The sequence below is a fragment of the Paenibacillus sp. RC73 genome, assembly GCF_044908085.1.
Taxonomy (GTDB): Bacteria; Bacillota; Bacilli; order Paenibacillales; family Paenibacillaceae; genus Paenibacillus; species Paenibacillus terrae_A.
This window is the reverse complement of sequence record NZ_JBIYCV010000003.1, coordinates 1-20,643: the sequence shown is the minus strand read 5'-3', so window position 1 is coordinate 20,643 and position 20,643 is coordinate 1. Positions and strand designations below refer to the sequence as shown.

15 protein-coding genes and 1 pseudogene are annotated in these 20,643 nt (G+C 42.3%); 6 read left to right on the top strand and 10 right to left on the bottom strand.

Features of this window, described 5'->3' with window-relative positions:
- Positions 1-279 precede the first annotated feature (279 nt).
- Positions 280-726: a GNAT family N-acetyltransferase gene (locus ABH897_RS06975; protein ID WP_283653948.1), complete on the top strand. Its 447-nt coding sequence runs from the start codon at positions 280-282 to the stop codon at positions 724-726.
- A gap of 257 nt (positions 727-983) precedes the next feature.
- On the opposite strand, the gene ABH897_RS06970 is transcribed toward ABH897_RS06975, so the two are convergent.
- The 4 genes and pseudogenes from ABH897_RS06970 to ABH897_RS06955 form a co-directional block, all read right to left on the bottom strand.
- The gene (locus ABH897_RS06970) at positions 984-1,877 is read right to left on the bottom strand and encodes an SMI1/KNR4 family protein (RefSeq protein WP_404520624.1); all 894 of its coding nucleotides are present in this window, start codon (positions 1,875-1,877) and stop codon (positions 984-986) included.
- 243 nt (positions 1,878-2,120) lie between these two features.
- Entirely contained in the window at positions 2,121-3,863 is a 1,743-nt protein-coding gene (locus ABH897_RS06965) for a hypothetical protein (RefSeq protein WP_404520626.1), read from the bottom strand.
- Between the two features lie 238 nt (positions 3,864-4,101).
- A complete protein-coding gene (locus tag ABH897_RS06960) occupies positions 4,102-4,512 on the bottom strand; it encodes a VOC family protein (protein ID WP_283653951.1) in 411 nt (136 codons plus the stop codon).
- A gap of 72 nt (positions 4,513-4,584) precedes the next feature.
- Positions 4,585-5,085 (bottom strand): annotated as a pseudogene (locus ABH897_RS06955) (amidohydrolase family protein); the annotation flags it as partial.
- A 165-nt stretch (positions 5,086-5,250) separates the two neighbouring features.
- Here ABH897_RS06955 and ABH897_RS06950 point away from each other — a divergent pair.
- Positions 5,251-6,516, top strand: coding sequence for a peptidase M56 (locus ABH897_RS06950; RefSeq protein WP_283653953.1), 1,266 nt, complete (start codon positions 5,251-5,253; stop codon positions 6,514-6,516).
- A 224-nt stretch (positions 6,517-6,740) separates the two neighbouring features.
- Here ABH897_RS06950 and ABH897_RS06945 read toward each other — a convergent pair whose 3' ends face one another.
- Both ABH897_RS06945 and ABH897_RS06940 read right to left on the bottom strand, forming a co-directional pair.
- A complete protein-coding gene (locus ABH897_RS06945) occupies positions 6,741-10,592 on the bottom strand; it encodes a glycosyl hydrolase 53 family protein (protein WP_404520628.1) in 3,852 nt (1,283 codons plus the stop codon).
- Between the two features lie 290 nt (positions 10,593-10,882).
- Positions 10,883-12,382 carry a malate:quinone oxidoreductase gene (locus tag ABH897_RS06940; protein WP_404591471.1) on the bottom strand — a complete coding sequence of 500 codons (1,500 nt, stop codon included), beginning with the start codon at positions 12,380-12,382 and terminating at the stop codon, positions 10,883-10,885.
- Between the two features lie 461 nt (positions 12,383-12,843).
- Here ABH897_RS06940 and ABH897_RS06935 point away from each other — a divergent pair, with 461 nt between their 5' ends.
- The 4 genes from ABH897_RS06935 to ABH897_RS06920 all read left to right on the top strand — a co-directional run bounded on the left by ABH897_RS06935 (position 12,844) and on the right by ABH897_RS06920 (position 16,655).
- Complete coding sequence (locus ABH897_RS06935; protein ID WP_283653956.1) at positions 12,844-13,386, top strand: PadR family transcriptional regulator; 543 nt, start codon at positions 12,844-12,846, stop codon at positions 13,384-13,386.
- An 82-nt stretch (positions 13,387-13,468) separates the two neighbouring features.
- The gene (locus ABH897_RS06930; protein ID WP_283653957.1) at positions 13,469-14,287 is read left to right on the top strand and encodes an SDR family oxidoreductase; all 819 of its coding nucleotides are present in this window, start codon (positions 13,469-13,471) and stop codon (positions 14,285-14,287) included.
- A gap of 447 nt (positions 14,288-14,734) precedes the next feature.
- Positions 14,735-15,622, top strand: a complete 888-nt coding sequence (locus tag ABH897_RS06925; RefSeq protein WP_283653958.1) for a LysR family transcriptional regulator — start codon at positions 14,735-14,737, stop codon at positions 15,620-15,622.
- A 91-nt stretch (positions 15,623-15,713) separates the two neighbouring features.
- Positions 15,714-16,655, top strand: a complete 942-nt coding sequence (locus ABH897_RS06920; RefSeq protein ID WP_404591469.1) for an NAD(P)H-binding protein — start codon at positions 15,714-15,716, stop codon at positions 16,653-16,655.
- Between the two features lie 445 nt (positions 16,656-17,100).
- On the opposite strand, the gene ABH897_RS06915 is transcribed toward ABH897_RS06920, so the two are convergent.
- The 4 genes from ABH897_RS06915 to ABH897_RS06900 all read right to left on the bottom strand — a co-directional run bounded on the left by ABH897_RS06915 (position 17,101) and on the right by ABH897_RS06900 (position 20,381).
- Entirely contained in the window at positions 17,101-17,862 is a 762-nt protein-coding gene (locus ABH897_RS06915; RefSeq protein WP_404591467.1) for an AAC(3) family N-acetyltransferase, read from the bottom strand.
- 237 nt (positions 17,863-18,099) lie between these two features.
- Positions 18,100-18,618, bottom strand: a complete 519-nt coding sequence (locus ABH897_RS06910) for a hypothetical protein (RefSeq protein ID WP_404591465.1) — start codon at positions 18,616-18,618, stop codon at positions 18,100-18,102.
- 606 nt (positions 18,619-19,224) lie between these two features.
- Positions 19,225-19,686, bottom strand: coding sequence for a phage tail protein (locus ABH897_RS06905; protein ID WP_283653963.1), 462 nt, complete (start codon positions 19,684-19,686; stop codon positions 19,225-19,227).
- 92 nt (positions 19,687-19,778) lie between these two features.
- A complete protein-coding gene (locus ABH897_RS06900) occupies positions 19,779-20,381 on the bottom strand; it encodes a class I SAM-dependent methyltransferase (RefSeq protein ID WP_283653964.1) in 603 nt (200 codons plus the stop codon).
- Positions 20,382-20,643: the final 262 nt, after the last annotated feature.

The following is a 20,643-nucleotide window of genomic DNA, read 5'->3' as shown; positions in this document are numbered from 1 at the left end:
TAAGTTCAATTTTAACGAATGGAAATCACGATTGGGTCATTCATTTATGATACGGTTCAGCTTAACTGGTTTATCGGCTAAAAACGACCTATAATTGATAGGGATTAAGCCATCTAGGCCTGTATAAACCTATTGGAGTAAAAACAACCATCAACGACATGGAACGTCGGCAATGGTTGTTAGGATGCGCTGTCCACATTCTCACAGTACACGCCCATTTGAATATTTATACTTAATATAGTATAATAATTCAAAATTAATGAAAAAGGAGTATATCTAATGTCATTTGTAGTAAGAAACGCTGCGCCTGATGATTTAAACAGTTTGACCGAGTTAATGTATGAGTACATCGTTGGTTTTTATCAAAACCCTAGGCCACCTGTCGAAAAAATTCATAATTTGATTCAAACCCTTTTTGATCAGCAAAACGGTATACAATTTGTGGCAGAACAAGATGGAAAGCTAGTCGGCTTTGCTACATTATTCTTTACATTTAGCACGATGAAAGCAGACAAAATCACAGTTATGAACGACCTCTTTGTAATGGAACCATTTAGAGATACGGAAGTGGAATCACAGCTTTTTTTAGAATGTCAAAAATATTCACAAAATCATGGATATGCTAGTATGACCTGGATAACTTCTACTGAGAATAAACGGGCTCAAATTTTCTTTAAAAAGATGGGAGCTGCCCAAGGGAAAGATTGGGTTCACTTTTCATCATAACAAAGCCAGGCTTTGACGTACTTGTCTCTCGAGACTGGCTCGAATCGAGCGCATGATCATTCCCGATCTTCTCGAAGACAAGACGTCTCCTTTGACTGCCGGATCGTCCCATCGATATGATATTCAGCACACACAAATACGTTTTCTGCCAAATCTCTGATTGAAAGTTATTATAGAGTTGTAAATTTTTCGAGAATGCGGTTCAGCGGAACGATAGCAAGGCAAAAAAAAGAGCCTGAACGAATCAGACTCCTCATTTATTCTTTTTCCAGCCCGCGAATAAAGGCCTCGAAATTGGGCGCAAGCTGCGTAATCTTGTAGTTATTCTCTTTATCCACATAGACAACCTCCGGTTCGCCGTCATTGCCGGATTCACGGTAATCCAGCATGACCACCTCAGACTCGGCAGGGCAATCACAAATGACCACGCCAATTTCAGGATATCCCCCATTCTCAATTCTGAAACGGCTGCCTGATTCACCGCACAGCGAATGTCTCTTTTCCCGTCCAATTCCCAGAATGCCTAAAATTCTGATATACTCTTGCGACCCGGAGACCGATCCACCTATAGAGAAGCATCTGTTCTGAGGAACTCCCCCGTTATGCAGCTTCATCATATGAATATAGAAGGCCGGCAACCTGAATACCAATTCCTCTTCTAAGGAGGCGATTAGCTCATCAGTGGGCGGATCATCCATAACATATTGTTCTAACGCATGTTCACTGTCATCCCAAAAGTCCGTGAAATCGAAATCCACAACGGTATCAACCTCGGCATTGGACACCTCCACTACCTTCTGAAGGACTTTGCTCCGAGCCAAATCCAGGAACTCCAAGGTATCCTCATCCCCAGGGTCTAACTGATCTGCGGTTTCAAATGCGCGCAAGGCCTCCTCATATTGATCCAGGTAGTAATAGGCAAAACCTATGCGGTAATGCCACAGCGGATCGCCTTTCCCCTCCTCTTCAATGGATAGGAACTGTTCAACCGCCTCTTCGTAACGCTCGAGATTGTTCAGCGCTCTGCCCAAATGACTGACCAACACATAATCCCTGTCCTCCACAGGAAACTCCATAATGGCATTTACGATTTCTTCGAATTCATCTTCCTCGTGCCACGCTTCCAGTTGTGGCAACAGATTGTCCCGCATCAGCTCTGCCTCCTACTTTTCGCCCTTTTTTTAATTCTAACATTCCCAGCACCGCTCTCTCCAGCTTGCCAGACACGTACAATGGGTTACTATTATCCATCATACAATAAAATACACATGGCTATATGAATATGATATGGAGACTCAGATGTTTACACCGCCAGGAACCAATCCATTGAAGATTACTTGTGATACAGTTAACTGTAATGTGTGCAAATGAGGTTATTAATACTTATTTGATTATTAAATGATTTTATTTTTGCAAAATTCCAAAAAATCTTTAAACGAGCATATATTAACTTCGTATTCATTATCATAAGTTCCCTCTAAAAAATGTGGAAATTTATGAGCCAAAAATAAATGAATTTCATTAAATTCTCCCCCAAGAACTTCTTCCATTAATTTTTTATTTTGATAGATTATATTTCTAAGTTTTTTTAATCTAATTAAATATTTTTTTGTATTTTTAATACTTTTACTTATTTCATGTAAATTTTTCTGAAGGTCTTTATTTTTTAATTCCATAATGTATAACTTTTTATCTTTTATAAAATAGCAGTCTATTTCTTGAGGAACTTCTTTTTTGTTCTCAAATAAATGCTTACATTTCAATTGCTGATTTAATTGATAATTAATTTCAAAATGAATGCTTCCCTTTTCAAAATTATCTCTTAGTTTTTCTATATCTATTTCATCAAAATTTTCCTTCACCAAATTCTTTGTCTTTCTGTCTAATTTGTTATCTAATTCATTTTTAAGTATTCTATACCTAAAATAAGTTGCAGATTCTATAAGAATAAAGAATGAAATAAAAAAATAATTAGAGATTTTTATTAATGGTGTACGGAAAAGTCTATTATCATTGCTAAAAGTTATAGTATAAATATCGTTCTCATCAATAGGTTTTAAAGATAAATCTTTCAACATATTATTTATTGCCAGTTTAGATTGCTTAGTCTTTGAACATATATCTTCAATTAGAGCCTCTTCTTCAATTAGTGTTGCTAAAGTTCTTGTTTCTAAAAACTTTTCATCAAAGTTATACAAATACTCTTCTAATAAAAATGGAGAATACTCTCTTTTTTTCTCAAATTCATTGTAAATCTCTCTTACTTTCTCACTTTGCATGTTGATTATATTTTCATTATTCATATTAAAATAACTATAAATCTTATCATTTAATGATCCTTCAACTAATATTTGATTATTCTCTATTTTTACCGTCCCGCCTATTCCGTATATATACGAGAGGTTTTTTCGTAATTGTTCTGTACTAATAAATAATCTAGTAACTTTTAATATTTCTTTTATTTCTCTTGTTTCATTATTTCTTTTTGAAAAATTCATTTGACTATTTAAGAGAAAATGAATTAAATACTCAAAAGATTTTTTTTCACTACCAAAAAAATTATTAACCATATTTTTGTTTTTTTCATGTATAGTGGAAAATGTTTCTGAAATCAAGTTGATATAACTGATATTCGTCCTTGTTTCTATATTAATATTTGGTTTCCAATAATAAGCTTGGGCAGAGATATAACTCACAATACTAGCATTCATATAAAAGCTTTTTAACAGATCTTCTCTAGAATGAGATGAAAGTAAGTTTACTAATTCTGTTTTATATTTATTGCAGAGACTATTTAAAATAGCATACAAATTTTCTTTCATAGAACAATTTATATGTTCAGGAATAGATAAAGATTTAATCATTTTGGATTCTATCGAATTAATTTCACCTTGAAGATCAATCATTTCTAATGTATGACTACAAGTACTATATTTTTCAGCAATAAAACATATCTGAAACAAAAGCTCATTAGTTTCTCCAGAAAAATAGAGTGCATTTGAATATAAATAATCAAAGTATTTATCTACATTGATTTTCATCGTTGAATTATATTGGTCATAATGATTTTTATTGTTAGACCATTTAATAACTCCATCTTGAAGTTTATCAATCGATATTATAGAAGAAAAATCCATTTTAATTCATCCTTTTGGCTAAATGCTTATAACGAAAATATTATTATAATTAAGAACCAAATGTTTATATAAAAGAACTTTATAGATAATTACTAATAATCTTACCAAATAAACCTCACTTACTTATGATACAGTTCGCTGCGCTATCTTTAACGGCAAGTTTTAACCAAAAAGCCATCCCGCAAAGGACGGCTCTTTCTTAGAGAAGAATTTGGCTCAATCGCGGATGAAATCTTCGCTATTCACCACAAATCATCAACTTGTTTCCGTCTGGATCTTTCACAACGAACCAATGATCATGTTCAATTTCTGTTACGAGTTCCACACCGATCTTTTTCATATAGTCAAGCGCACTTCTTAGATCTTCTGTCATTAGCATAAAGGCCGGAGTTTTGATAGAAGGGGCACCTCCCGGTTGGTCGCCGCCCCACTTAGGCATCGTATCAAGAATAATTCCGGTTCCCTCCATTGGCAGATGGCATAAGTGACCATTCATGATATTGCAGTCATCTTCATTCAGCCCTAAAACCTGACAATACCAACTGCGTGACTTCTCAATATCCTTCACGGGGACAAAAATGCTTCCGACTTTGTTCTTGATCGGACTGGCCTGAGTATTGCTTTCTTTGGCATGCTGTCGTTCGTTCATCAATCTACCTCCATTACTTCAATAGTCTTTATTTCAAATACCATCTAATCGCATTCTTATATAAAACTTTTTCATTAAAGCATCTGGGTTTACCGAAATAATGGAACGGAGAGCTTGTTCTACATCAAGTTCAACCCTACCAAAGCCCGTTGCTTTGACTCTAACCCCTTTATTGACTAAAGATAGAAGAGTATTAAATCCTTCTTTTGATATACCCAAATGGTCTATCGAAACAGCAGGAAGTGTCGCCACTGTTGATGCAATTTCAGTTAAAGAAGTAGAATCAATATATAATTCTGAGTGCCAGCCTACTAACTCATAGACTCTTCTTGCGAAGTAATCTAAACTAGATATATCTTCTGAACCGCCTCGCTTGACGTTAAAACGTATAGCTCTCACACCACAGCCATGAAGTCGTATCATTTCTTCATCTGGTGTATCATGCGGTAATTGATCATGCACATGATTTAGATAGTCTTGGCAGGTAAAAGCATTAGTCAAAAATCCTTGGTTTTCAACTAAGGGAAAGCGAGGGTCAATGATATGCAAATGAGCATCAAATACTGTACGCATAAACTCACCTTTCTGCTATCCATAAGCTGTAGTAGCGAACACATTTCTTTCTATTCCATTAGGTGAAGCTTAGTTTCTCGTTATATATACATATTATAAACCTACCTGCCATCATTACAAAGATTGAGATCTTCTACATCAACGAAAAGGAAGTGGAGAATCACAATGATCGTAAAGTTCAGAAAAGGTTCGTATAAACTATCTGCCGCCGCAATAATTCTGGTTCTTGTCTTAAGTGGCGTAATCCTCACTATTACATTAAAGATCAGTAAGAACACCGAATCAGCTGTAGATCCAAACATAGGTTCCATGAAGGAAACTTTTTCTTCATGGAAGGTAGAACGTCTTAATGATTGGGCAAAATGGTTTCCTAATCTGGCAAGGGCAAACGACTTTTCCGGTTTTGGGTTCAAAGTACCCGATTATCTACCTCCTGGTTATCAACTTCAAAATGTCGAAGTGCTTGAGAAATATGTCAATCGTATCGATAATCAAGTTACCATTACTTTTGTATCAAACTTTGGAAAACCGGATGAAAAAAAATTCGAGCTGCTCGCCTCCAAGGGAAATTTACTCCAAACATACAGTCGATCGGGGGCGGGGGATGTCAGGAGTATTGCTCCGGCAGCTTGGGGGAATGCACAAGTCCGTTCCTACAAACAAGATGAGGTTACATATGCTGGCATCAAAGGCACATTAGTAACCCAAATTCAAAATTATGAACATCATCAACCGGAAAGGGAAAAAAGCTTCGTTTGGCAGGATGAGGGAGTCTGGTATGCAATGAATTACTATAGCGAAAATCATTCCAGAGAAGGACACCCTGAGCTTTGGGCGAATATCTCGCAAGACGAGCTGGAGAAATTCTTGCTATCCTTTACATTCCCCCAACAAATCCAAAATGTCAGCTACGATGGAAAAGGAAATTCGTTTCCTCTATATGATGAAAAGGATTTGCTGGAAGCAAAAAAAATTCTGGGTTTTAAGGTGAAGTTCCCAATTGACCTGTCGAATAACCAACTTAAGCTTATTGACTCGATACTGCTCCAGGCAGGAGATCAAAACACGGGTTACGATTTTAGACCAGACGTGGATTCAATTAAAAATATATACCATGCAGAATACAATTCTAAAATATATGAAATAAATGATGAACTCGCCCTCTATCAGAGCAAAGTTCCCATTGTTAATGCTGCAAAACTATCCGTAATTCGCACATTAGACATGAACGGCATCGACATTTCCGTTGGTGAGGACAACAATAACGTCTACAATGAATATGGACGCGGCACAACAAACAAGAAGGACACCAGAAGTCAAACCTATTACTTATGGAAGCAGAACGATATTTACTATACCGCCATCTTTTTGGGTTTGGACAAAAACCAGGAAGAAATGGTTAAGACATTGGTACTTGCACCCCTCCAATAAATTAGGATTATCCAAGAAGATCGGCATTACTATTTTCAGGAAATTCAAAAAATGGACCATTCTTCCTATTCCAAATTATCAAGAACCTCCTCAATAAATTTTCGAGGAGGTTCTTTAACGGATTCTCTTGTTGCGACAGGCCAGGCCTTTTGGGGAATCACCGACCGAATGTGATCCAGACATGCAGGCAGGAAATGCAGATAAGTTTGGCTTACCAGTATATCCTAGCGAATCCGGGTTGTTGCTGCGGCAATGTCCCCGAAAGCCCAATGTCCGACCGGGACATCTGACCACCTGGACGAGTTAGTGAAGGATACTGGCTCTCTCTTCCATACCCGATTGAACAAAGTGACCGCCTCTGCCCGGCTCAGAGTCTGGTCCGGCTGGAAGCTGCCGTCCGGCATGCCATGCATATAGTCGGCTTGCTGTACCCGTGCAATATCATCTTTCGCCCAGTGTCCGGTCGTATCCGGGAAGGTTGCCGAAGCTGCTCCGCTCAGATTCTTCCAGCGTGCCAGCACTGTCGCCATCTCTGCTCTAGTGATCGGACGCTCCGGTGCGAAAGTGCTGCTGCTGTATCCCTTCATCCATCCGGCCGTTGTCACGGTATCAATCGCTTCGGCAGCCCAGTTCTGCCCAGCAACATCCGTATAGTTAGGGCGATTCTGCGATGCTGACGATTCCACCAACGGCTGCTCCGATCGGTCAACAGCCAGACGAAACAGAATCTCTGCCAGCTCCGCCCGTGTCATCCTACGCGCCGGCTGGAATGTCCCATTCGGATAGCCTTGCATATACGGTTGCGAACGCTCACTCTCCTGCTCTCCGCCTATGCTCGCGATCTGCTTGTTCAGATGCAGTACCGTAAAGGTGCTGAACTTGTTTACACTAAAACTGAGTCCTGCCGGGTGGTTACCGTCCCACAGCAGGGTCGGCTGCACCAGCTCTCTGGTGCCGTCGCCATGCTCCACATACACAGCCAGATTGCTCAGGAAAGCCTGGCGTTCTTCGGCAGAGTTCGGCAGCGATTGCTGCGGCAGTGGCAGCACCATTTCTACCGACTGCCCCTGCAGATTCGTCTCGATCATCACCGGTCGGCCAATAACGCGAACTTCACCCTGTCCGGCGGCTTCTTGCACGAGGCTATTCTGTTTTGCCCGTTCCGCTACCGCCTGGATTGCCGCTTCACTCTTTACCGGACTGAGCGTAAACTGACGGTTCCCGTCCATCGAAGCGAGCGTTGATGGGGACAGGATCAGACGGGCATGGTTAGTGTATACTTCCAGACCGACCCCCGCATCCGCCAGCGTCTTCGCCGTATCCTTTGGCAGAGCGAATTCAAGCTCGGAGACTTCATCCTTTGAATCAGGCATCACCAGCCGGACGCTGGAACGTCCTTCGGCCTTCACGCTGCTCAATGCCTCCCGTGCCTGAGCAGTTCCATAGCTGACCCGGTCTTTTTTCGACCCGTCGGACAGCGTTGTCCGCTGAATGACGACATTGGAGAGCATAGTACTGCTGTTCTTGCCGCCGTCCACACTGACTGTCACATTCTCGCTCTGTACGGCAGATATACTGCCGCCACCAGTAGATGAATTTTTGGAGGAATCTTTGCCCGGTGCTGCCTCTACATCCCGGACGAACGTCAGATAGAAATCATCCAGCGATCCCCACGCCCCGCCGTCTGCCTGAATGGAAGCACCCACCGTCAGCTTGCCGTCGGTTACCCGTATATCGCGAATGACCGGCTGATTCCACTGTACCCAGCCATTTACATCGGTATCTACCTTATCTTCCTTGCCGCCAGTCGCGGCAAACAATTTCATTTGCGCGTTCTTCGCATCGCCACCCTGAATCGACATCGAGAGGTCGTAGTAGCCGGACTTCAAACCGTAGACCGCCTGTTCCACCCGGAAATTGACCGCAGCCGCCGAATAGAAATGCAGCGAATACTGGCCCGACTTCGCATCGGAGGCTTTGTTCTGATAGTCGGTGTGGGGCGCGCTTCCGTCACCGTAAGTAATCTCCCACATGCTCCGGTCGCTCTGTTCAAAGCTGCCGTTCACCAGCAGATTCGGCCTGCGAATCTCCAGCGCCGCCTGCGCCGGATAACCGCCTTTGGCTGTCCCTTTAATCACGTAACTGCCCGCTCCCTGGCTCACCGCTTGCGCTAAGGCCGCTTGGTCCCACTCCACAGCAAGTGTTCCGGTGCTGCCGTCGTTATACATCACGGTGACCGAATCCGGCAGCGAAATGTTATCGCCCGCATTGGCCGTTAACGTGACCGCTTGGACTGCATCCACTTTGATCGCAGCAACTGCTCCAGTGTTGACGTAGTTAAACACATTCAGCGAAGGAAGTGGATGACCCGTAAAATCAAACAACGCCTGGTTGTCTACCGCGCTGCCGCCATACCATTTGCCCGCATCGTCAGGGTCATATTCCGCAGCATAGCTCGCCGCCCAGCCGGAACCATATTGTTCCCACAGCTGCTTGTTCTGCTCGACATCGGCTCTTGGTCCTACCGGCAGCCAGGCTGGCTCCCAATAAAATACACCAATGCCTGCATCGCCTACATTGGACACCGCTTCAATGACATTACGGACCGACGTGGCCTGCCCCTGAGCACTGATCGGATAGTCCAGCGTCTGTCCCGAGCTTCTCGGGGCGGTATTCTCATGCCCATCGCCATCTTCAGATGTATACGCATAGGACGTTTCCGCCACCATCACTTTTTTACCATACGTATCTGCTACCTGCTTCAGTACTGCTGTGAGATTGCTCAGTGAACCGTGCCAGAACGGATAATACGAGCTGGCAAAGACATCATAGTCCACGCGGTTGTCTGACAGCGCCTTCGCATAGGAAGCATAGCGGCCCGGCGTCTCCGGATTGGTAAAATGCAGTGCCACGAGAATATTCGGATCCACGGCACGCACCGCCTGGCTTCCCTTATTAAATAAAGCACTAATCTTCGTCCAATCTTTCTCCCCGATAAACGACTGGTTCGTCTCATTGCCGACCTGCACCATCCCCACATCTATACCCTGATCGAGCAGCTGCTGCAGGCTGTCCCGGGTATAGTCGTACACCGCCTGTTCCTTGTCAGCAAAGCTCAGATTCTGCCAGGCCTTCGGCACATGCTGCTTGCCCGGATCGGCCCAGAAATCGGAATAGTGGAAATCCACCAGCAGCTTCAGCCCGTTGTTGGTCACCCGCTTGCCGATTTCGATCGCTTTGGCCAGATCGTTGTTCCCGCCGCCATAGCCGTTACCTTTCACATCATACGGGTTATTCCACACACGCACCCGGACATAGTTTACGCCGGATTCCTTCAGCGTCAGGAATATATCCTGCTCTGTGCCTTGCTCGTTATAGAAGCGTACTCCACTCTGCTCCAGAGAAAGAATGCTGGATATATCGACACCTTTGATAAAATCAGACTTCAATCCTTCGACCTTCTTCACGAAAATATCCGCTGCCACCGGGTGGGTCGTATCCGTGCTGGCCTGCTTTAAGGTAAAGCGGTCCAGATAGCCCCACGCAGCCGCAGCGCCGCTGATCCTCGCCCCAATGACCAGATCGGAAGTCTGCTCGGTCAGCACGAATTTCAAGGTCACGCTTCCCCATTGGTTATAGCCTGACGTTGCCACCTCACCGCTCTGATCGGTACCTGCGAATACCTGTACATGTCCCGCTTCGGCATCGGCGCCGCCCATCGATTGCACCGACAGCTCATAACTGCCTGGCTGCAGCGTCGAAAGCTTCTGGCTGACCGTGACCTGCTGGTCCGTCGGCGCCGCGTCGTTGATCCAATACTTGAGTGCATACGTATCTTCAGACGGCGTAATAAAAGGATCACTGGCATAGGCATAATGCTGAATATCCATCTGATTCCAATCCGATGCTTCCACCTGCCACGATTGATCACTCCAGAAGTCCGTCTCGAATCCCCCGTTTACGACTGCCGAAACACCAGCCGATGCGGCCGCCGCCGCTGGTGTCAGCCGCATCGGCCACGAACTGAACATAATCGCCACCACCAGCAACAACCATGCCTGTCTCTTTCTTCTCATCTCTCTGTCCCCTTTCTTCAACCCCGAATACCCATAAACGATTCCGTTTTATGTGAAGCGCTTACATAATTACTGTGATCACTATATCAGACACCTATGATCGGAAACATGGGAGGATTGCAACATTTTGTATTCTTATGCAAGCATTTTAGCGGTGGGGAATATTCCCCACCGCTTGACGTTGTTGTTTATGCGATTTTAATACATATCGTAAGATTAATGTGCATTTTATCAAAAAAGGTAATTCTCTCAAGTGAGTTGAGCCTGGGGCTAGGTTCTACATCCAAAAATTAACCATGGATCGGTTCCTTTTCGCCCAGACCAAGCGTCTGCGTTGTAGAATCATGAATTTCTTGGAAAAGCTCCGGGTTTTCTGCTAGTGACACACCATAAGAAGGAATCATTTCTTTTATCTTCGGTTCCCACTCTTTCATATGTTGTGGGAAACATCTTTCTAATACTTCCAGCATAACGTTAACAGCAGTAGAAGCACCCGGAGAAGCACCGAGCAATGCAGCTACCGAGCCATCAGCGGCACTAACCACTTCCGTACCAAATTGAAGGGTTCCTTTACCAGCCTCTGTATCTTTGATCACCTGCACACGTTGGCCCGCTATCACGATCTCCCAGTCCTCGACTTTGGCGTTCGGAATAAACTCGCGTAATTCTTCCAGACGCTTTTCATTCGATAACATCACTTGCTGGATCAGGTATTTGGTCAATGCCATCTCTTTTGCACCTGCCGCCAACATCGTGAAGAGGTTATTGGGTTTGACAGAACAGATCAAATCCAAATTTGAACCCGTTTTCAAAAACTTTGGTGAGAAGCCGGCAAACGGTCCAAACAACAGTGCTTTTTTGTTGCCAATGTATCTTGTATCCAGATGCGGAACAGACATGGGAGGAGCACCAAGCTTAGCTTTACCGTATACTTTTGCATGATGCTGCTCGACAACTTTAGGATTGTTACATACCATAAACAGTCCACTTACCGGAAATCCTCCGATATGTTTGGACTCAGGAATACCGGTTCTTTGTAGTAAAGGCAGACTTCCGCCACCACCACCGATAAAGATAAATTTGGCAGTATGGTATTCGATTTTACCTCTTTCAAGATTATGCACTTTGACTTCCCACGAGCCGTCGCTCGTACGTTTAATATTCTTAATACTATGCTTGTATTTGATCTCGACGTTTTTACTTTGTAAATGGTCAAACAACATGCGTGTTAAAGCACCAAAGTTGACATCTGTTCCGGAGTCGATTTTGGTTGCCGCGATCGGTTCATTCGATGTACGACCTTCCATGATCAGCGGAATCCATTCCTTCAGCTTTTCAGGGTCATCAGAAAATTCCATTCCTTGGAACAGAGGGACGTTTGATAGCGCTTTAAATCGCTTATTCAAAAAAGATACGTCTTGTTCCCCTATTACCAAACTCATATGAGGTATTGGCTTGATAAAGTCCTGCGGATTACGAATCAAATTGCTGTCTACAAGAAAAGACCAAAACTGTCTTGAGAGCTGAAACTGCTCATTAATGTTTACAGCTTTACTAATATCTATAGATCCGTCAGCTTTTTCGGATGTATAGTTCAGCTCACACAGTGCAGCATGACCCGTACCCGCATTATTCCATTCGTTAGAGCTTTCTTCTCCTGCGTTTGCGAGTTTCTCAAACACTTTAATTTCCCATTCCGGTGCTAACTCTTTCAGCAATGATCCCAGAGTCGCACTCATGACTCCGGCACCAATTAAGATAACGTCTGTTTTTTTCTGTATGCTACTCATAAAAACCTTCCTTATCTCTTATTTTGCAAAAAAGAGCAGGCCCTCCTGCTTAGGTGATACAAGAAGCAAGGCTCCACTCAGGAACATACCTTTTCTATCTCTATTATAACTAAAATATAGTCTATTAAAAATTATATCGACTATTATCTGATAATTATAAACCATTTGAATATGGAAAAAAAAGTGATAAGTTGTCCACAGGGCTCCAAGAATATAAAATCTAGGCCTTAACTCAGCTTTTTGCAAGGGTTATGGCTTGGATTGGCCGTTACTTGTGGTATCGTTCTCCACTTCACTTTCTCGAAATTATTGAACAAATAAGCATAAAATAGACTAAAGATGCGGCTTCTTCTTGTTATCTACATGCAATAATAAATTTTATATATTGACGCAGCATATATCTAACTGATATATTGTAATCGTGATATACAAATATTCCTAAATTGCAAGGAGGTCCTATTTTGAACAGTCAGGATGTTATTTTAGGCATGCTTATGAAAGAATCGTTGACTGGATACGAAATAAAACAGTTATTGGAGGATGTATTCTCTAATTTCTATAGTTCAAGTTATGGAACGATTTATCCCACACTTACTCGAATGGAGAAGGAGGAATTGATAACTAAGGAATTTGTGCTCCAGGAAGGTAAGCCTAACAAGAATGTTTTAAATATAACGGCTAAAGGACGAGATTGTTTTAACGCCTATTTACAAGCGCCACTAGAGGGAGACAGTATTAAGAAATCTGATTTTATGATGAGGCTTTATTTCGGTGAATTTGTTGGGTATGACAAGGTGATTATTTGGTTGAAGCAAGTACAAGAGGAATCACAAAAAAAGTTAGATCAATTATTTGAGCAATATTCGCTTTATAAAGATGAAATGCATCCAGCACAGATCATCTGCATCCAAATTGGGATAGAAGAATATAAAGCTAAACTCACAACCATTGCCCAGGGATTGTTAAGCATGGAGCAGTTAGTGCAAGAGAAGAGCAGAATTTAGTGAATTCAAATGCTTACGAAGTAAGTTTTGTACAAACATGTTGAAGATGTAACGCTCACAAAACTTTTAGGAGGAATTGTTAATGAAAACAATTTTTATTACGGGTGCTTCATCGGGCATTGGGAGAGCTACGGTAAAACATTTTGCTGAAAGAGGATGGAACGTAGTAGCCACGATGCGTTCACCTGAACAAGAAACTGAATTCATTACACTAGATAATGTGTTGGTGCTAAGGCTTGATGTTGAGAAAGAAGATACTATTCAATCTGCGTTAGCGGAAGCGATTCAACGGTTTGATAAAATTGACGTTCTTCTCAATAATGCTGGATATGGAACAATGGGTCTTATAGAAGTAGCTACGGATGAGCAGATTAGAAGACAGTTTGAAGTGAACGTTTTTGGTCTTATCCGTATGACTAAAGCTATGTTGCCACATTTTAGATCTAATCAAGAAGGTTTGCTGATCAATATCTCTTCTATGGGAGGGAAAGTGACCTTTCCTACGATGTCTCTGTATCATTCATCTAAATTCGCGGTAGAAGGTTTTTCTGAATCCGTATCTTATGAATTAGCATCACAAAACATCAAAGTAAAGTTGATTGAACCAGGTGCTATTAATACGGACTTTGGTGGAAGATCGATGGAGTTCTTTTTTAATGATGCATTAACGGACTATAAGCCGTTTACTACTGCATTTCTGGGTAAATTGGGTGAAATGGAAAAACACCCAGCATACGCTTCGCCTCCAGATATTGTTGCCGAAACAATATATCAAGCGGCCACAGACGGTACAAATCAATTCCGATATGTAGTTGGAGAAGATGCAAAGATGCTCATTCATATGAAAGAAAATACGGATGAAGAAGAGTATCTAGCAAATATAGCTCAGCATTTTTCTTGAAAAGAGAAAATTTGAAATCATCGTTCATATAGTATAAAAAAAATAGAACCAGATCAGCGTGGCACCCTGTGCTTTTTTTCTCATCGCTCCGCATTATTTTTCGGATGCTCCGGTACATTAACAACTGGCCAGCAGATACGCGAGTTCACATTTTACATGTCTGCATGGTGTGTCTAAGAACCTGTAAGCGTGATATACTAATGATGAATTATCCATTCTTGCCCAACGGCCAATACTACAAAAAATAGAATCCAAAGAAAGCATAAGGACCCTAGAATCTGTAGCGGAAATCCTTATGCTTATTCTTTACTTAGCAATGTGCGGCAATAAGCTGACATTACCTCCAAATTATGAACCGCCGGTTTGCCTATTAACCTTAGGGCACGCTGGCTTGAATTTATGGCGGGAACGTAAGTTATAATAAATTTCATACAATTGGAGGTAAACATGAATCTAAAAAGGATGAAATATTTTATAGATCTCGTTGAATGTAGAAATTTTACAGAAACAGCAAAGAAAAATTTTGTATCGCAGACTACGATTAGCCAACAAATTGCCGCAATTGAAAATGAGTTCAACATTCAGTTGATTGACAGAAAACAAATTCCGATTGAGCCTACAAAAGCGGGGTGGCTGTTTTATGCAGACGCCGTCGTGCTCTGGAAGCAATATAATCATATGCAAACAAGCATGGAAAATTTTCAGAAAAACAATACTCAATTATTGAGTATCGAATATGCTGCGTTCACAGATATCCAAAGCTTGTTGAAATTCATTCCTTCATTTAAAGAAAATCATCCAAAAATTAAACTTGAATTAAATAAAGTATTGCTAAAGGATATCGCTGAGTATCTGCAAAAAGGAATATATGACGTGGCCGTTGCCTTTGACTCAGAGTTTAAAGGGAAAGAGGAAATCCTAACCCATACATTATATAGCGGACGATACTACGCGGCTGTAAGTAAACAACATCCCCTCTTCTGTTGTGAATCCATCTCAAAGGATGAATTATATAAGTATCCGCTTGTCATGCTGAATCCAATGGTTATTGGAGACTCCTATTATTTAATGATTCAACATGCCATGGAAGATGGTTACCAGCCCAACATCCTTCGAACCGCAGATGATGTCGAAACCAAGCTGTTTTATATCATTACAGAGAATTTAATTGGCTTTTTTCCAGATAACTATGATCTTGCTGACCTGAAGGAAGAGGTCCGATTCATTCCCATACATGATTCACACCATACTTTTAAAATCGAAATAGGCTACTTAAAAAATAATTCAAATCCGGCATTGTACTCATTCCTGCATCAAATACAAAATTCGATTTAGCAATAGTCCATAAGTTTTTTGTGTTATACATTGTTCTTTTTTTCACATAATATATAAGTGTAGATCATTTCAGCAAGGAGTGACGACAAGCATGGGTAAATTATTATTAACAGGTGTAGATGGCAATCTGGGCAGACAAGCGGCTGAATATTTATTGAAATTAGTGGAAAAAGACCAAATTATTTTTTGTGCATATGATCCGGCATCTTTACAAGAATATGCAGAACAAGGTATTGAAACGCATGTGACCAATTTCAATAAAATAGACGGTCTTGCAAAAGCTTTTGCTAATGCAGATCAGCTTGCTTTAATCTCCATGCCTTTTGTAGGGATAAAACGCCAAAATGCACACAAAAACGTGGTCGATGCGGCGAAAGAAGCTGGAGTAAAACAAATCATCTATACTTCATTGGTTAACGCGGCTGATGAATCCAATCCAAGTGTTGAAAAACTGGACCATGTGTATACGGAGGATTATATCAAAAGTGTCGGGTTAGATTATATTTTCCTGCGTAATTCGCAATATGCGGAAGCTATGGTTACCAATTACTTCACCTATGTGAAGTCTGACGGCGTGTTGAAAAATAACCAGGGTGACGGCAAGATGGCCTATATCTCACGGAAGGATTGCGCAAAAGCTGTCGCTTATGCATTAGCAGCAAGTGATTATCATGAGGCGATATTAAATATAAATGGTCCTGAATTAATAACAATGTCCGACTTTATCGAGATTGGAAATGAAGTAACGGGTCATCATGTAACCTACAAGCAGATCACGGATGAAGAAAATTACGGCGTATTTGATGCAATGGGAGTTCCCAGAACAACGGATGGCAAATTTGCAGAAGATTCCGAAGCCCCCTTCTCTTCTGAAGGTATGGTTACCTTTGGACAAGCAATTCGCTTAGGGAAAATGGATATATTTACGGACGACTTCAAGAAGCTGACGGGCCAAGATCCCGTAACGGTGAAATATATGTTTGAACATGAGAATGAGTACCAAGTGGGGGAACGACACTCCAAAGATAATTAATCCAAGTCATGACCATGCTTGCGGAGAGATCGGAAGCCGATTTATGACCGAAAAATGGGGCCGCACGGCTCCCTGCATACCATCAACAAAGCGAAGCTCTGGGTACCTGCACCAAGGAACCCAGAGTTTTTTGTAATCTAATTGGTCAAGTCTTTATGCAGTCTTGGATTAATGCCAGGAGCACCTTTAGTTCCCCATAGTCCAGCTATCATACAAACCAACCAATTCTAACTGAAAGAAGCTCTCTATATCTTGTTTTACTCTATAAGGGAAACTATTATCTGCACTGTAGAACTTAGCATCCCACTGAGGAAGTCAGTACTTTAATCAAAAATGCACCTTATATCGCAATATTTCGCTCTACCTGTGGTACGGTTCACTACGTTGTCTGTAACGGCGAGTTTTTAGGGCCATCCGTTACCGGACGGCCCTTTCATAATCCATATTAATGATCCAAGGGAAGATTATCCGAGAACAAATCCGGATTGTCCTTGAGCATTTCCGTGATGACTTCCGCCACCATAGCCGCATCACAAACCCTTACAACCGCATCGCCAAGCTGTCCCTTATACATCGCACCTTTACGTTCAAGGACCTCATCTACTTTCCAAAAATGCTCCGACCACGACAACCCACAATGTCTGCGGGAAGGTACAGGGATTTCCGTTCCATCAGGTAGAACCGTGTAAAGCATCTCATGCTCATCCGTTAACCTGCCCTGGATGTCTACCCATTCTTCAACTCCATGGATAAATGTGTTGCGTTTTAAATCGACCCCAACCAACAAGATGGTCGCCTTTCGATCGAGCAGCTTCCCCCAGGCGGAGCCTCTCGCGCATGGCGTATCGTAACGATGATCGTCGTTGGTGAAAGCTATGGAATCCCGACCTAATGCTGCCACCGAATGGGTGGGGTGTAACGAACGTATCACGCCAGGCCGTTTGCGAAAAAGTTCAGGTAGGATACCGACGCAGCAAGATGACTGATCCACGTAAAATCTGGGATTATCCGCATTGATGTAGGACCACGTATGGGTCGGTAACACCAGCAGCCCATCCTTCATATACTCTGTAAACGCATCCAAGACTGTGTCCGCACCACCCTCGACCGACCCCATACTTTTCATAGAAGAATGGACCAACAATGTCCCTTTGCTGTCAATACTCAATTGCTCTAATTGCTTCATTAAGCTCTCTATCGTGTGCATGTTCTTCTCCCTCCCGGGTTATTATACCAAAGCTTTCTATTATTTATAATACAGTTCACCGTGCTGTCTGAAACAGCAACGAAAAGACTGGTTGTCAAAGACGACCAGTCCTTCGAGGTCACGTTAGCTTCCTTTTTAGAAAAGGATAGGGTATAGGCCGTGCCGCCATTATCCCTTGATCCGCGCAGAATATGCGTCCGCACCTATCGCGAATAGCCCCCTTTGACAGATATACGATTATTCGTTATCCGGCGCGACCGGGGTCATCAAGCCTTGAACTGCGCCGAAGAACGGGCGAATGGACTTGATCATGCCGTAGCCCATCTTCACGACCGGAACAAATTTCTGGATCATGCCGAACAGCCGCAGGCCGCCACCGAGCGCACCGCCGAGCGCTCCTGCGCCCGCAGTGGCGCCGCCCAGGCCACCGAGCAGCGAGCCCATCATCGGCAGGAATGCCGACACCTTGGCGTCCGGCTTGCGGGAGCGCGAACGGACGGACGGTTTGCGCGCGCCGCTTCTCCGATTGCCGAGACGGACGCCCGGGGCATGCGAACTGGCTCTGCGTTTGGGAGATCGGGAGCCTTGCTTCCCGGAAGAAGCGCGTGGGGGGGCTCCAGCGCTGGCAAGTACCAACCCGCCGCAATTAACGTCGGTGATGTAGCCGACGTAAGTCTCTCCGCTATGCAGGGTGACGCAGACCGGACGGCCCTGAAACTTCTTAGCCCGTGCGCGCATCTCTTTCGATTGTGCCATGGAAGTTCACCTCGCTCACTGATTATAATTCAGTTTACGCCAGGGGCGGGCGGGCTGCTTGTGCGAATGGGGCATGCGCACGCCCAAAATCGCTTGATGGGCTCGCCGTCACCGGGGCATTAGTCTGCTCCAAACGTTGGAAGCAAAACTAAAGGAATCATTTTTCCATGAAAAAACAGGTTATAAATGTAGGCTTCAAGCCAGTAAAACTATAACCTACCCTGGATCAGCTCGGTCAACTATCTGAAAAACTCACTTCGCCTCTGTAAAGATGAACTCTCGATTCCAGATTTCTACGCCCCCAGAAAGTGAAAGGAATGCATCGTACATTTACTCACTGTGTTGAAAAAACTTGCAGGAGCCTATTTACGCATCATTCCGATCAGAGTCTGACCCAACCTGCTCCTATGGTCGGCATGATGTAATACAAGCTGCTGCGAGTTTTTCTCCAAAAAGCTTGCCGTTACTTATGGTAAGGCTCACCGCGATGGCTGTAACGGCAAAATTTAGGGCCATCCTTTTGTGGGATAGCCCTTTCTTTGATCTCGCATCTTTTTTACAAATAGAAAAAGTGGATGGATTTCTCCAATTGCGCTTTTGCTTACTTTAATATTCTCCTTTAATTACAAAAAACGAACCCCGAATTGTTCCAGCTAGTTTTGACTTCTGCCTAGCAAACTTAAACTTCCCTTCTAACTCCTTTGGTACCTCCATCCCCTCAGAAAGCTTAAAGCCAACGGCCCGCTTCTTAGTATCATCAACCGTATACATGACGTTGACCTCAAGACCATCCTCATAAAAGACGTAAGCAAATTTAATATTTTCCACTTGAAAACGTGACGTTTCTAAAGGTTTGGCCTCAAACTCAATATCACGCTCTTTCAAAACTCGGTTCACATAATCAAGGGTCTCCTGACTTTCACTAGCTGGCACAACCGTAAATTCATGCTTGTATTTGTTCATAAAGTAACGGGCTTCATTAGCACGCAAACCAGCAAGCGCTTCTACTACAGGTGAAGACTCTAAACCAACCGTAGACACATTATTAAAATCAACGATATAGGGCATTTCCATCTCTCCTTTTAACTCATTATTTCCAAAAAAATTGCCGCTACTCAATAGTCTCAAATCTACTAACGGGATCATTTCTGCCTAAAAGTTTATTTTTTAGAATCAAGAATAAACATAGATGCATCATGTCCCATGAATATTTTATTTCCGTTAAAAAAAGTTTTGGACTGAATATCTCTGTATCCTATTTTAGTCATAATGTCAGTCAGCTCTTCTTGACTAAATCCGTTATGAACTATATCTGAAACTACTTTTTCATTTTTATTAAAATCTACGATTAATAAATGTCCTCCTTCATTTAGAACATCAAATAATCTGGATAAAACGAATTCAACATCATGAATATGGAGCAGAACCTGAGCCATAAAAATATAGTCAGCATGAAGATCCGATAGACCTTCCTTTTCAAAATCAAAGCATATTGTATCTGCATTATGAATATTAAAATCAGTAATTTTTTGCTTTATTTGATTAATCATGTTTTGTGAAGTATCCAGAAAAAGCATAGAATTAAAATCGTTTAACAAGTTCATTCCGACGAGACCCGTTCCACACCCGAAATCAATAGCATTCTTACTATTAGCGTCAACTACATATTCACGAATGGCATCAGATGATGCCTTTGCAATCTGAATTCTTTCAGAAGTGTCATATACATTAGCTATCATTTCAAACTTATCCGTATTTCCCATGATTACCTCTCCAATCTGTATTATAAAATCCTGAATACAACAATATAGAATGATATTCTATCGAAGCATTTGCATTAGTCCACATTCTTATTCGGTTCGTCCTTATGGAAAACAAAACCTCTGTATGAATGGAGGAGACAACCTTGGGGTGATTCAGGTACACCTTTCTCACGATTCGTCTTTGTCGAAATAATCATCTGGCAAATGTAGTTCTCGCAAACAACCCATAAATTTTTCTCTGAATTTCGGATCTCTTTGATAT

Coding starts and splice junctions, on each gene's coding strand:
- ABH897_RS06975 (WP_283653948.1), top strand. CDS start 280: ATGTCATTTGTAGTAAGAAACGCTGCGCCTGATGATTTAAACAGTTTG.
- ABH897_RS06970 (WP_404520624.1), bottom strand. CDS start 1,877: ATGCGGGACAATCTGTTGCCACAACTGGAAGCGTGGCACGAGGAAGAT.
- ABH897_RS06965 (WP_404520626.1), bottom strand. CDS start 3,863: ATGGATTTTTCTTCTATAATATCGATTGATAAACTTCAAGATGGAGTT.
- ABH897_RS06960 (WP_283653951.1), bottom strand. CDS start 4,512: ATGAACGAACGACAGCATGCCAAAGAAAGCAATACTCAGGCCAGTCCG.
- ABH897_RS06950 (WP_283653953.1), top strand. CDS start 5,251: ATGATCGTAAAGTTCAGAAAAGGTTCGTATAAACTATCTGCCGCCGCA.
- ABH897_RS06945 (WP_404520628.1), bottom strand. CDS start 10,592: ATGAGAAGAAAGAGACAGGCATGGTTGTTGCTGGTGGTGGCGATTATG.
- ABH897_RS06940 (WP_404591471.1), bottom strand. CDS start 12,382: ATGAGTAGCATACAGAAAAAAACAGACGTTATCTTAATTGGTGCCGGA.
- ABH897_RS06930 (WP_283653957.1), top strand. CDS start 13,469: ATGAAAACAATTTTTATTACGGGTGCTTCATCGGGCATTGGGAGAGCT.
- ABH897_RS06925 (WP_283653958.1), top strand. CDS start 14,735: ATGAATCTAAAAAGGATGAAATATTTTATAGATCTCGTTGAATGTAGA.
- ABH897_RS06920 (WP_404591469.1), top strand. CDS start 15,714: ATGGGTAAATTATTATTAACAGGTGTAGATGGCAATCTGGGCAGACAA.
- ABH897_RS06915 (WP_404591467.1), bottom strand. CDS start 17,862: ATGCACACGATAGAGAGCTTAATGAAGCAATTAGAGCAATTGAGTATT.
- ABH897_RS06910 (WP_404591465.1), bottom strand. CDS start 18,618: ATGGCACAATCGAAAGAGATGCGCGCACGGGCTAAGAAGTTTCAGGGC.
- ABH897_RS06905 (WP_283653963.1), bottom strand. CDS start 19,686: ATGCCCTATATCGTTGATTTTAATAATGTGTCTACGGTTGGTTTAGAG.
- ABH897_RS06900 (WP_283653964.1), bottom strand. CDS start 20,381: ATGGGAAATACGGATAAGTTTGAAATGATAGCTAATGTATATGACACT.